The organism is Chryseobacterium rhizosphaerae, from assembly GCF_003385455.1.
GTDB lineage: Bacteria > Bacteroidota > Bacteroidia > Flavobacteriales > Weeksellaceae > Chryseobacterium > Chryseobacterium rhizosphaerae.
Map to the genome: position 1 here is coordinate 36,891 of NZ_QNUF01000005.1, position 13,622 is coordinate 50,512.

General features: G+C 38.2%; 14 protein-coding genes. All 14 read left to right on the forward strand.

What is annotated here, in order from left to right; translation table 11 throughout:
• Positions 1-279: 279 nt before the first annotated feature.
• A complete protein-coding gene (locus DRF57_RS05705; protein ID WP_047486637.1) occupies positions 280-1,032 on the forward strand; it encodes an SDR family NAD(P)-dependent oxidoreductase in 753 nt (250 codons plus the stop codon).
• Between the two features lie 15 nt (positions 1,033-1,047).
• Entirely contained in the window at positions 1,048-1,482 is a 435-nt protein-coding gene (locus DRF57_RS05710; protein WP_084087239.1) for a MarR family winged helix-turn-helix transcriptional regulator, read from the forward strand.
• Positions 1,483-1,694: 212 nt separating this feature from the next.
• Positions 1,695-2,627, forward strand: coding sequence for a ring-cleaving dioxygenase (locus DRF57_RS05715; protein WP_115917564.1), 933 nt, complete (start codon positions 1,695-1,697; stop codon positions 2,625-2,627).
• 67 nt (positions 2,628-2,694) lie between these two features.
• Positions 2,695-2,991, forward strand: coding sequence for a GNAT family N-acetyltransferase (locus DRF57_RS05720; protein ID WP_047486631.1), 297 nt, complete (start codon positions 2,695-2,697; stop codon positions 2,989-2,991).
• 165 nt (positions 2,992-3,156) lie between these two features.
• Positions 3,157-4,110 carry a VOC family protein gene (locus tag DRF57_RS05725; protein ID WP_115917360.1) on the forward strand — a complete coding sequence of 318 codons (954 nt, stop codon included), beginning with the start codon at positions 3,157-3,159 and terminating at the stop codon, positions 4,108-4,110.
• A gap of 5 nt (positions 4,111-4,115) precedes the next feature.
• Positions 4,116-4,736 carry an alpha/beta hydrolase gene (locus DRF57_RS05730; protein WP_084087245.1) on the forward strand — a complete coding sequence of 207 codons (621 nt, stop codon included), beginning with the start codon at positions 4,116-4,118 and terminating at the stop codon, positions 4,734-4,736.
• Between the two features lie 106 nt (positions 4,737-4,842).
• Positions 4,843-6,453: a Na+/H+ antiporter gene (locus tag DRF57_RS05735; RefSeq protein WP_115917362.1), complete on the forward strand. Its 1,611-nt coding sequence runs from the start codon at positions 4,843-4,845 to the stop codon at positions 6,451-6,453.
• A 145-nt stretch (positions 6,454-6,598) separates the two neighbouring features.
• A complete protein-coding gene (locus tag DRF57_RS05740; RefSeq protein WP_115917364.1) occupies positions 6,599-6,910 on the forward strand; it encodes a hypothetical protein in 312 nt (103 codons plus the stop codon).
• 10 nt (positions 6,911-6,920) lie between these two features.
• Positions 6,921-7,505 carry a Crp/Fnr family transcriptional regulator gene (locus DRF57_RS05745; protein WP_047486617.1) on the forward strand — a complete coding sequence of 195 codons (585 nt, stop codon included), beginning with the start codon at positions 6,921-6,923 and terminating at the stop codon, positions 7,503-7,505.
• Between the two features lie 569 nt (positions 7,506-8,074).
• Positions 8,075-8,950: a pirin family protein gene (locus tag DRF57_RS05750; protein WP_115917365.1), complete on the forward strand. Its 876-nt coding sequence runs from the start codon at positions 8,075-8,077 to the stop codon at positions 8,948-8,950.
• 38 nt (positions 8,951-8,988) lie between these two features.
• Positions 8,989-9,678 carry a hydrolase gene (locus tag DRF57_RS05755; protein ID WP_047486610.1) on the forward strand — a complete coding sequence of 230 codons (690 nt, stop codon included), beginning with the start codon at positions 8,989-8,991 and terminating at the stop codon, positions 9,676-9,678.
• Between the two features lie 60 nt (positions 9,679-9,738).
• Entirely contained in the window at positions 9,739-11,511 is a 1,773-nt protein-coding gene (locus DRF57_RS05760) for an amidohydrolase (protein ID WP_115917367.1), read from the forward strand.
• Between the two features lie 161 nt (positions 11,512-11,672).
• Positions 11,673-12,104 carry a DoxX family protein gene (locus tag DRF57_RS05765; protein ID WP_084087255.1) on the forward strand — a complete coding sequence of 144 codons (432 nt, stop codon included), beginning with the start codon at positions 11,673-11,675 and terminating at the stop codon, positions 12,102-12,104.
• Entirely contained in the window at positions 12,101-13,468 is a 1,368-nt protein-coding gene (locus DRF57_RS05770; protein WP_115917369.1) for an alginate export family protein, read from the forward strand. The genes DRF57_RS05765 and DRF57_RS05770 overlap by 4 nt, the downstream gene beginning before the upstream one ends.
• The last annotated feature ends 154 nt before the right edge of the window (positions 13,469-13,622 follow it).

Consider the following 13,622-nt stretch of genomic DNA (forward strand, 5'->3'; position numbering starts at 1 on the left):
TTTAATTCATTTTTTATGGAAATGTGAGAGTAGGTACTGTTGTGAAATAATTAAAATAAGGTTGATATTTTAAGAATTACGTAAAATATAAGGAATGGCTATCATCTTCTTTTTCTGCTGCTCGTTCATCTACCAATCAAAAGAGAATAGTGTTTTAAATAGTTATTTATCAGATTGTTATATAAGTAATGGTAAATTTAACATTATTTATGACTAGACATTGATGATTAGTCATTAATTTTGAAATGAGAATTTTATTAATTTAAAAAACAACTTATTATGAAACGTTTTGAAAACAAAGTAGCGTTTATTACAGGGGGAAACTCCGGAATAGGTAAAGCTGTGGCTGTATTGATGGCAAGAGAAGGCGCAAAAGTGATGATTGCTGACATTCAGGAAAATAAAGAAACACTGGAAGAAGTTCTGAAAGAAGGGACTGATGCTAGATTTATTGCCTGTGATGTTTCTAATCCGGAAGATGTAGAAAAAGCTGTTGCAGAAACCATTGAAGTATTTGGAAGTCTGGATATAGGGGTAAATAATGCAGGAATTGTAGATGCGTCTCCCATTCATGAAAAATCAATCGAAGAATGGCAGCGTGTGATCAATATCAACCTGAGTGGTGTTTTTTATGGAATGAAATATCAGATTGCCCAGATGAGAAAGCAGGAAACCGGAGGGGCGATCGTGAATATGGGATCTATTATGAGTCAGGTTGCGGAATTTGGAATCGGCTCCTATGCTTCTTCAAAACACGGTCTGGTGGGACTTACAAAAGTAGCTGCATTGGAAAATGGCACGAATAATATCCGTGTTAATGCTATTGGCCCAGGCTATATAGAAACCCCTTTATTGATGGATAATGCTGCACAGAATGTTGAATACAGATCCTATATGGAATCTAAGCATGCAATGAAAAGATTGGGAAAACCTGAAGAAATTGCAAAAGTAGTCTTATTTTTGGCTTCAGATGATGCAAGTTTTTGTACAGGAGCCTATCTTCCTGTAGATGGCGGTTATCTGGTACAGTAATTTATAAATAATACAATGGAAAAAGATCTTCAGGAAATACCTCTCCGCCGGAAACTCGGTATCAGCATGGTGGAAACTTATAATAGTGTTTATGAGCAGTCCCAGGAATTTTTTGCAAAATATGGACTTACTTCACAGCAGTATAATGTACTTTCTATTCTGTATGATGCAGGAACGCCACTGTCTACGTCGGCTATATTAAAGAGAATGCTGGAGAAGAATGCCGGAGTTTCCAGGTTGGTAGATCGTCTTATAGCTAAAGATCTTGTAGAAAAGAAGGTGAATCCGGAGGACAAACGTCTGATCGATGTACAACTTACGGGTAAGGGTGAGGTTCTATACCATGAGGTTTTTACGGCACTTCCGGATGTGGATGCAGTATATAAGAATTTGACCGATACTGAAGTAGAATTACTTATGACTCTTTTGTCAAAGATTAGAGAGAGTTGATATCAGATTCAGAATGATGAACACTTCTCAGGTTGTATAGAAAATACAGCAATAACAATGATCCGGGAACCGGACACATCACTTACTCAATTACTTAAAATTTTTTGACTCCTGAAAATTCAGCTTTATGCTGGATTTTTTTTTACATTTATTAAACTAGTTAAATGTACAGGATTTCCATGGTCCATAATTTAGCATCAAAATTAAAAGACATGGACAATAGAATATTAGGTCTGCATCATATCACAGCTATTGCAGACAACGCAAAAAGAAATTTAGATTTTTATACCCAGGTTTTAGGGGTAAGACTGGTCAAGAAAACAGTCAATTTTGATGATCCGGGAACGTATCACTTCTATTTTGGAAATGAAAACGGAACACCGGGAACTATTCTTACTTTCTTTCCCTGGGAAGGAATTGGTCAGGGTACCAATGGAAGCGGTATGGCTACTCATATCGGATATTCAGTTCCGAAAGGAAGCCTGGAATTTTGGAAAAGTCGTCTTCAAGGTTTTAATGTAAATCTGGAGGAAGGGGAAATCTTTGGGGAAAAGCTGATCTCTTTTAAAGATCCGGATGGCCTGCAGTTACAGTTTATAGAACCATCCGCTGAGGATCACCGGAAAGTATGGACTACTGATGATCTCAAAGAAGAGCATGCTTTAAAGGGATTTCATAATGTCACTTTAAGTCTAAAAAAAGCTGATCCTACCCTTAAAGTTTTAACGGATATTTTAGGATATGATCTGCAAAAACAGGAAGGGGAAAGATACAGACTGGCAACAGATGCTATCGATACAGCCAATCTCGTAGATATTATTGAAAGTGATAGCATTCCATCCGGAAGGAATGCTGCCGGAACCAATCATCACATTGCTTTTAGGGTAAAAGACGATACTGTTTTAATGGAATACCGTGAAAAAGTATTATCGGCAGGCTTAAGTATCACTCCTAAGATCAACAGAGATTATTTTTACTCACTCTATTTCCGTGAGCCCGGAGGTGTATTATTTGAAATTGCCACAGACAATCCGGGGTTCACTGTAGATGAGCCACTGAATGAACTGGGTACTCACCTGAAACTTCCTCTACAGTATGAAGGAATGCGTGATAAAATAGAAGAAGCCTTACCGAAGTTATCATAGATCATTACTTAAGTCTTATAAACACCCTAATTTTGACATTCATAATAATTCTATAAATAATACAAAAATGGAAAGAACAGAAATAGTTTTAGAAGGAAGAAAAGGAGAAATTCAACTTTTCTCTGATGATCTTAAAGCAGGAAAAATGGACATTTCAGTAATTGGAAAAAAACTGACGGTCTACCATACTGAGGTGAATACGGAATATGAAGGGAAAGGCTTTGCCAAAATTTTATTGGAAAGACTGGTTTCTTATGCGAGAGAAAACGATTTGAAAATTGTACCCTTGTGTCCCTATGTTCATGCACAGTTCAAACGTCATCCGGAAGAATATAATGATGTGTGGATGAAAGAAGTGTTGTAATGAATGACGAGTAGGGGATAGAAGAGATCTCAACTTAGCGTATTTACCAATTTGCCTGATCGTCATTTTTCCCTTTCTTCCTGCGTTGGAATAATCCGGAAATAGATTTGGAAACTTCACATTACAACAATCAGTCAATAATTTTAACTTTCAATTTTCAACTTTATGAAACTTATCACAGGATTGCATCATGTTACGGCTATTACCGGCAATGCTCAGGAAAATATAGATTTTTATACCGGAGTTTTAGGACTTCGATTGGTCAAGAAAACAGTCAATTTTGAATACTCTGATGTTTATCATTTCTATTTCGGCGATGAATATGGAACGCCGGGAACTATTTTGACAACTTTTCCTTATGGTAAAGATCTGATTAACGGAAGACATGGCAAAGGAATGCTGAATACTACTGCTTTTTCGGTTTCTATGGATGCATTGGAGTATTGGACAAATCGTCTGGATCAGTTTAATATTCAATATAAACAGCCACAGCAAAGATTGTCTGAAGAAGTTTTTATTTATCTTGAAGATTTTGACGGGTTGGGACTGGAGTTGGTTTTTAATGATAAAGACCAAAGAAAAGGATATAACAACGGCTATATTCCCAAGGAATATGCGTTAAAAGGAATTCACCATGTGGAAATCTGGCAGGATGCCTATGAAAGAACAGCTGCCCTTTTAACGACTCAGATGGACCATAAAGTTATTATTGAAAGTGCTGACAGACTGAGGCTGGGAACAGAAGATCTGCCGGGACACTATGTGGATCTTTTGTATATGCCTAATGCATTAAAGGGGTTGGCAGGAAGAGGGACTGTTCATCATGTAGCTTTTGCCACTCCCGATGCGCAGTCACAACTTGAGATGGTAGACAGGCTCAATGCCTTCGGTTTGGAGCATACGGAAGTGAAAGACCGGAAATATTTCACGTCAGTATACTTTAAAGAGCCCGGTGGTGTGTTGTTTGAAATTGCCACTTCAGGTCCGGGATTCGATGTCGATGAAGAAGCTGCATCATTAGGGGAAGATTTGATGTTACCGAAACAATTTGAAGAACAGAGAGAACGTTTAACAGAAGTTCTTCCAACAATCAATTATCCAACAGAAAAATTCAGATAGAAATAATGAGCCATATTTTAAACATAAAAACAGCAGGAATACCATTAAAACAGGCAGAAAAAGCCTTGATTATGATTCACGGACGCGGTGGAAGTGCTCAGGATATCCTGAGTTTGTCCCAACATCTGAATGTAAAAGACTATGCATTACTAGCCCCACAGGCTCTGAATCATACCTGGTATCCTTATTCGTTTATCGCACCGGTGGATCAGAATGAACCATGGTTATCATCTGCCCTGGAAATGGTAGGAGAGACAGTAAAAGTTGCCACAGATGCAGGGATTAAACCCGAAAATATTTATTTTTTCGGATTTTCCCAGGGAGCGTGTCTTACATTGGAATTTTTGGCCCGCAATGCACAAAAATTAGGTGGAGCGGTGGCTATTATCGGAGGAGTGATTGGTGATAAGATCAATCGCGATCACTATAAAGGTGATTTTGCAGCAACGCCGGTTTTGCTAGCAACCAGTAATCCTGATTTTCATGTTCCTGTAGAAAGAGTCTATGCTACAGCCAATATTTTAAGAGAAATGAATGCTGAGGTTACCGAAAAAGTGTACGCCAACTTCGGACATTCCATTAATCAGGAGGAGATGGAACTGGCGAATTCAGTTATATTTAAATAAATTAAAAGATAGTATTGTCGAAATTCAGTAGAGGTGGGCTTTAGCCCACCCGACAATATATCATCAATCCATAGGCTTTAGCCAAAACTTATACCCTCTAAAGAAGATGCATGAACAACTACTTTTAATACTAGGACTTTTATTACTCGTTATGATGCTGGTGATGCTGGCACAGCGCATAAGGATTGCTTATCCTATTTTTCTGGTACTTGCAGGATTAGGAATCAGTATGATTCCGGGAGTACCTGTTTTAAAGCTGGATCCCGATATTATATTTTTAATCTTTTTACCTCCCCTTTTATATGAGGCGGCATGGTATACTTCATGGAATGATTTCTGGAAGTGGAAACGCCCCATCAGCTTGCTAGCCTTTGGGCTGGTTTTCCTGACCTCTCTGGTCGTTGCTTATACTTCACAGCTTCTGATCCCTGGTTTTACCCTGGCATTAGGCTTTTTATTGGGAGGTATAGTTTCACCACCCGATGCTGTTGCAGCAGCCACTGTATTAAAAGGATTAAAGGTTCCCAAACGCACCCTTGCCATATTGGAAGGTGAAAGTCTGATCAATGATGCCTCGTCACTGATTGTTTTCAGATTTGCTTTAGCTGCGGTTATGACCGGAGCTTTTTCAATGCATGAAGCCACCGGCCAGTTTTTTCTTGTGGCAGGAATGGGAATTGTTGTAGGAATTATCGGAGCTCATATTTTTTACGCCATTCATAAGTTTTTACCTACCACTCCGGCAATTGATGCTGCTATTACGGTAATTACGCCTTATATTTTATTTCTTTCCGCAGAGCATTTCCATTTTTCAGGAGTGATGGCTGTGGTAAGCGGAGGACTTTTTATGTCATTTCGTGCCCATGAGATTTTTAAAACCGGAACGACAAGAATTAATATGACGGGAGTCTGGAATACGTTAATCTTTGTAATGAACGCTTTGGTCTTTGTATTAATAGGACTTGAGCTTCCGGATATTATCAATGGTTTAGGAGAAACCTCTTTAATGGAGGGCATAAAATATGGTTTGATTATAAGTGGTATTGTCATTGTGGTTCGTCTGTTATGGATTTATCCGGTGGCTCATCTTCCAAGATGGTTGAGTAAAAAAGCCCGACGTGATCCAAGTCCGGGATGGAAAAATCCCTTGATCATCGGTTGGGCCGGGATGCGGGGCGTTGTTTCTCTGGCAACAGCCTTATCTATTCCGGTTATGATGAATGAGCAGTCTCAGTTTCCCATGAGAAACCTGATTATTTTTATCACGTTTATCGTTATTTTTGTGACGCTGGTTTTCCAGGGACTTACGCTACCTTTAATCATTAAATTAACTAAAATAGAGGAAATAGATCCTATTTTACCTTCTCATGAGCAGCAGGCAGGAATTCAAATGAGACTTGATCAGCTGGCAATTGACAGGCTGAGTAAAGAATATGAACCTATGGTAAGCAGTAATACCCTGGTAGAGAACCTTAAAAAAGCATTGGAAAATGATATTAAACTCCACCAAAACCATCTGAGCTCTATTGAAATGTGCACCAACAGACAGAATGATATGAAGGAATATCATAAGATCATGCTCGACATTATTGCATTACAGAGAAAAGATTTATTCAAAATGAAACGTGAAAAATTATTCAGTGATGATGAGATCAGAAAAGCCGAATCTCAGCTGGATTTGAATGAATTGAAAATAACGGGGAATAAACATTTGTAGGAGAATTGAGAGTTAAGAGTTAATAGCTACGAAAGTAAATTACTTATTATCTTTACACTTTCCAGTTTCATACATTACATCGCTTTTACCTTTAAACTCTCAACCATCAACTCCTAATCAATAAGAACCATAAATCCTAAACCTAATGAAAACATTACATTTTTTAGTCATCGGAAAGAATCAGGAAATTCTGGATGTTTTACAACGCATTATAGGAAATAACGAGGGCTGGACGTCTGAGATTCAAAGTGATGAAAATGCCAGTTATGGCTATATAACAAAAAATAAGGTAGATATCGTTCTTTTAAGTTCCGGATTATCTGATGACTTTGAGAAAGAGATGAAGATATTCTGTGCCCATTTAGATAAAGATGTTAAAGTGATTGACCATTATGGAGGAGGAAGTGGACTGTTAAAGAACGAAGTTTACAGTCTTTTTCCTAATTTGCAGGGGTAAACTTTAATTTATGTTTGAAAATATCATCAGGAATATTGAAAGATTCATCACTATAAGTCCGGAAGAAGGGAAAATTTTTACAGATGCTTTGGTTTGCCAGACATTTCCCAAGAAGACCGTTTTATTAAGAGAAGGAGAAATCTGCCAGTTTGAAGGATATATTCATAAAGGATGTGTAAGAATGTACTGTTTGGATGATAGCGGTTCTGAAGTGACCTTATTGTTTGCCATCGAAGATTGGTGGATCAGTGATATTGCTTCTTTTCATGAGCAAAAGCCCTCGAAAGTATATATTGAAACCCTGGAGGATTCAGAAATTTATATGTTGAATCCTACGACCAAAGAGAAGTTATTACAGGAAATTCCCAAGTTTGAAAGAGTTTTCAGGATGTTGGTACAGCGGAATTTAACGACCCTGCAGAGCCGCCTGGTGAATACCATTTCAAAGACTGCCTCGGACAGATATATTGAATTTATCAAAGTATATCCGTCCATACCCCAAAGGGTTGCCCAATATTATATTGCTTCCTATTTAGGAGTGTCAAAAGAATTTGTAAGCACGATCAGAAAACGCTTGGCTTCAAAAGAGAAGTAAGCAGGACAGGTGAATTTTTCACCACAGATTACTCAGATGAACACAACTGCTTATATCTAAACCGTAAACTCTGTCAAATTATTTGATGTGTATCAAAAGCTGCGTCATCTGCTCGAAAAAATATCAACCACAAAAGTCACAAAAGTTTTAAACACTTAAGATTTATAAAGTGACTACCACACTGCTGAAAAGTACACTTAAGTTTTTTTTATATTCCCCTCCTCTGGAGGGGTGGCGAAAATTTAAAGAATTTTTGACGGGGTGGTTAATGATGTATATTTGTTTTTAACCATAGAATAGTATGAATATTTCTTGGTGAAATCTACTTGATCTGCTCAATCTGCGAGACTCATAAAAAATTCTTCCCTTACATTGGAAGTCAACAATTTTATTGAAGATAAAATCTTTAAACCTTTGCGCTATACCAGCTGCCAAAGCAGTGTATATACCGGATATTTTTATATCCGGATTTTTTTTGCTGAAAAGTGATTTATTAAACTAGTTAAATGTGCAGGGTTTTTCACCACTGTACATTTGTCCTATCAAAAACAAACAAATAATAACTCGATATGGACAGAAAAGATTTTTTAAAGAAAGGTTTATTAGGAACAGGAATGTTTGTAGCATCAGCTTCTCTTGGAAATACCATGAAAAATGAGATTGATGAAATCGAACCACTAGAACCTATCGGATACAATCATTTACCGAATACGGAATCAAAAATTAAAGACAACTCTGTCATCCATAAAGCAGATTCACGGGGAAAAGCGGATCACGGATGGTTGCTAAGCCAACACACTTTCAGCTTTGCCAACTACCATAATCCTGAAAGAATGCATTTCGGAGTACTGAGAGTTTTGAATGATGACAAAGTAGAAGCGGGGAGAGGATTTGGAACCCATCCTCACGACAATATGGAAATCATCAGTATTCCTCTGGAAGGAGATCTTGAACATAAAGACAGCATGGGCAATACAGCCGTTATCAAAAGCGGGGATATCCAGGTGATGAGTGCAGGAACCGGAATTATGCACAGCGAATTCAACAGAAATAGTGATCAGCCGGTGAAGTTTCTCCAGATCTGGGTGTATCCCAATAAAAGAAATGTAGTCCCAAGATACGATCAGATGACATTAGATAAAATAAAAAGCCAAAACCAATTTCAGCAGATTCTTTCTCCAAATACCAATGACGAGGGAGTCTGGATTCATCAGGATGCATGGTTTCATCTGGGAGTTTTTGAAAAGGATAAGACAGTCAATTATCAGATCAGGAAACAGGGAAACGGAATCTATGCTTTTATCCTTAAAGGAAGTGCCGAAATCGAAGGCCAGCCAGTAGAAGAAAGAGACGGGTTCGGAATGTGGGATATCAAAGATTTAGATATTAAAATAACCGGGGAAGGAACGGAAATCCTATTGATGGAAGTACCTATGACTTTATAAAAATAACTCAATAACAAACAACATTTAAAGTAAATATTATGAAAAAATTAATCCTATCATTTGTAACAGGTTTACTCTCGTTAACAGCAACAGCTCAAAATCCTGGAAAATCATTATTAAATCCTGGCAACCATGCCTTGGTACTTATTGATCACGAAGGGCAGATGGCTTTTGCAACCAAAAGCATAAGCATGGAAGAGTTGAGAAATAATGTCGCCCTGGTAGCTGGAGGATCAAAGATTTTTAATGTGCCTACAGTGGTAACAACTGTGGCTGAAAAATCATTCAGCGGACCTGTTTTTCCTGAAATTTCAGCAGTATATCCGGAAGCAACAAGCGGATATGTAGACAGAACAACCATGAATACCTGGGAAGATCTGAATGCTCACAAAGCCATTACCGGAAAGAATAAAAAGAAATTGGTTTTTGCAGGATTATGGACCAGTGTATGTATCGTAGGGCCTGTTTTATCCGCAATAGACGAGGGATATGATGTGTATGTCGTAACGGATGCTTCAGGTGATATTTCTAAAGAAGCCCATGATCAGTCGGTTACCCGTATGGTTCAGGCAGGAGCACATCCAATCACTTCTGTTCAGTATGTGTTGGAGTTGCAGAGAGACTGGGCAAGAAAAGAAACATACAAACCGGTAAATGATCTGATGAAAAAATATGGTGGAGCTTATGGTATCGGAATTCAGTATGCTCAGGAAATGCTAAAACATTAATGGTATCTGCTGCGGCAGGCCGAAAGTCTGCCGCATTCTTCAAACTTAAATAATATGATAATGAAATTACTGAATACACTTATACTTTCCGCCGTCTTAGGCACAGGAGTCTTACATGCTCAAAAAGCGGATATGATTATTACCAATGGAAAAATCACAACCATGGATGATAAAAATCCTGAAGTACAGGCTGTCGCCATAAAAGACCATAAAATTTTACAAGCGGGAACAAATACCCAGGTTTTAAAATTAAAAGGTGGCAGTACAAAGGTTATTGATGCCAGAGGAAACAGAGTTATTCCGGGATTGTTTGACAGCCATCTGCATGTGATTCGTGGAGGAAGGTTTTACAATACAGAACTTCGTTGGGATGGCGTGAAGTCTTTAAAAAGAGCATTGGAAATGCTGAAAGAACAAGCACAGAGAACACCGAAAGGTCAATGGGTAAGAGTGATTGGTGGTTGGAATGAATATCAGTTTGAAGAAAAGAGACTTCCTACATTGGCTGAGATTAATGAAGCGACAGGAAATGTACCCACTTTTATCATGTATCTCTATGGGAAAGCCTGGTTGAACAAAGCCGGATTAAAAGAGCTGAACATCAATGAAGATACGCCTAATCCTGCACAAGGTTTAATTGAGAAAGACAATAATGGAGATCCCATAGGATTGCTGGTAGCAGAACCCAATGCCTTCATTCTTTATTCAACACTTGCCAAATTACCGGAATTGAAAGAAGAAGAAAAAGTAAATTCTACACTTCAGTACATGACCGAGCTGAACAGATTGGGGGTAACAGCTGTAATGGATGCAGGAGGAGGATTCCAGAATTTCCCGGATGACTATGGAACAACAGATCAACTGAACAAAGAAGGGAAAATTACCGTTCGCCTCCCTTATTATTTATTTGCACAGAAAAAAGGTTCAGAGCTTGAAGATTACACCAAATGGGTAGGAATGGTTGATATTGATGACCATGGTCATAACGATTTCAATGAAATAGATTATCATGTTAACGGAGGAGGTGAAAATCTGGTATCAGACGGAGCTGATTTTGAAAACTTCCTTTTCCCAAGACCGGAACTTCCTGCTACCATGGAAAAAAATATGAAAGATGTGGTAGGTCTTCTGGTTAAAAATAAATGGCCTTTCAGAATTCATGCGACCTATAATGAAAGTATCACAAGATTTTTAAATGTCATTGAAGAGGTTAATAAAGAAACTCCCTTGAACGGATTGGTCTGGTTTATTGATCATGCCGAAACCGTAACTGAAGACAATATGAAAAGAATCAAAGCTTTGGGTGGTGGAATTGCCATACAGCACAGAATGGCTTATCAGGGAGAAAGCTTCATCCACAGATACGGTAAAAAACCTGCTTTAGCTTCCCCACCTGTGAAAAAAATGCTTGAGATGGGAATTCCTGTAGGCTTGGGAACAGACGGTACCAGAGTGGCGAGCTATAACCCATGGGTTGCCTTATACTGGATCACAACAGGGAAAACAATCGGAGGAAATCAGGTGATGGCTAAAGAAAATACCCTGGACAGAAAAACGGCTTTATCACTTTCTACTTATCGAGGTTATGAATTAATAAAAGACTCTCAGAAAGGGAAAATACAAAAGGGATATTTTGCAGACCTAACCATTTTAGATAAAGATTATTTTATGGTTAATGATGAAGAAATTAAAACCATTACTTCAAAACTCACCATCGTTGATGGGAAAGTAGTCTACGGAGATGAAACTTATAAAACAGCTGCTCCGGCACCGCTTCCTGTCATTCCGGACTGGTCACCAGTAAAATACTACGGAGGTTATCAAACAAAATAATTTTAAACCACAAAAGCTACAACCACTTCAATTGAAAGGGCAAAAATTCCCCTCCTCTGGAGGGGTGGCAAAAATTCAAAGAATTTTTGACGGGGTGGTCAACCCATCATTAATACAGTCACGATAATCAATTTAATCCATAGCCAAAAATTATTCAAATCATGAAAAAAATAATCCATATCATCACCAATACAAATCCGGGAGAAAAATTAACCGATACAGCACTTTTAGTGTTCAGAGTTTTACTTTCAGTGGAGTTAATTGTAGCCCACGGATTAAAAAAATTAGGAATAGGTGTTTCAGAAGCAGAACAGGTTCCGAACCCGCTGCATCTTCCGGAAGTATTCAACAGTCTTTTTGCCGATGCTGCCAACCTGGTATTTCCTGTATTTGTAATCCTGGGCTTTTTTACAAGAATTGCAGTATTACCCATTCTGGCGGTGACACTTACAGGTTATTTTATTCTCCATTGGAATGATGCATTACTGGTAAAAGATACGCCCTTTATGTACAGCTTGTGTTATCTGCTTTTGCTGTTTATGGGTTCGGGGAAATATTCGGTGGATAATTATTTAAGAAAGATATCATCATGAGAAAACTGATTGCCATCGTACTGTTTCTGCAGACTTTTATTCCCGTTCAGCTTTCTGCCCAGTTTAAGCTGATGAGGTTTGATGAAGATTATGCTGCCTATAAAGACTCTGCAAAGACCTTTTACAATTCCATAAAATATATTCCCCTTACAGAAAAAGCTAATAATTATCTGTCGCTGGGGGGAGAAGCAAGACTGGAATTTGTTGATTTTAATAATGAAGATTGGGGAAGGATGGGAATTGGAAGTAATCCTTTTCTGATTCAGAGATATAATGTACATGCAGATCTGCATCTGGGCTCACGGGTAAGAATTTTCGGACAGGTGAGAAGTGCATGGGAAAATGGAAGAAAGAACGGTCCAAGGCCTATTGATGAAGACCATTTGAATATTCAGAATCTTTTCATTGATGTTGATGTTCTGAACAATGAAAAAGAAAAGCTTACAGTGCGCCTGGGAAGACAGGAACTGGATTATGGAAGTGGAAGACTGATCTCCGTGAGGGAAGGTCCCAATTTAAGACTCTATTTTGATGGATTGAAATTCATGTATAAAAGAGGAAACTTCAGATCTGATGCCTTTATGATGGCAGCAAGCGAAATCAGTCCGGGAGCATTGGATAACAAATCTTCAAAATCAATTAATCTTTGGGGAAGTTACAATACATGGATTATTCCCCGAAGTGGAAACCTGGAGTTGTATTATTTGGGAATTCACAGAAAAGAGGTACGCTTTGAAGATGGGTTTTCCGATGAAAACAGGCATACTTTCGGAGGAAGGTTCTGGAGATATGGGGGAGGTTTTATTTATAATTTTGAAGCAGCCTATCAATTCGGCAGCTTTAATAAAGGAAATATCAGCGCGTGGACGGCTTCTGCAGACATAGGATATATGTTTGAAAATGTGAAAGGAAGACCGACCATCAATTTTAGAAACGACTATATCTCTGGAGACAGCAATAAAGGGGACGGAAAATTGGGAACATTTAATCCTCTCTATCCGAAAGGAGGCTATTTTGGATTTAATCCTCAGATCGGACCTGTGAACTTAATTGATATTCACCCCTATGCCACCATTGATCTAAGTAAAAAAATAACAATGCAGGCAGACGTAGTTTTCAACTGGAGGTATTCTACCCAAGATGGGATTTACAGACCCAGCGGAACATTGAATCTGCCTTCTTCCAACTCAAAAAAGAGATACATCGGAACCGCATTTTTAGGAAGTTTCAATTATAAGATCAATCCATTTTTAACCTTTAACACCGGAATACAATATTTCAATACCGGAGCCTTTATCAACGATGTAATCGCCAACCACAAAGACGGACTTTTCATCAACTCCAGAATCGTATTTAAATTTTAACAGATAAATTTTATAAAGATTAAAACCCCGCAGCAAAAAATAACCCGCACCTTGTAACTCGAATCTCATAACCCACAACAAAATTACCCCAGATCAATGCCCTTTTCCATCACAGAAACTACCTTTGAAAAAGAAATAGCCGGAGCGGAGCGAC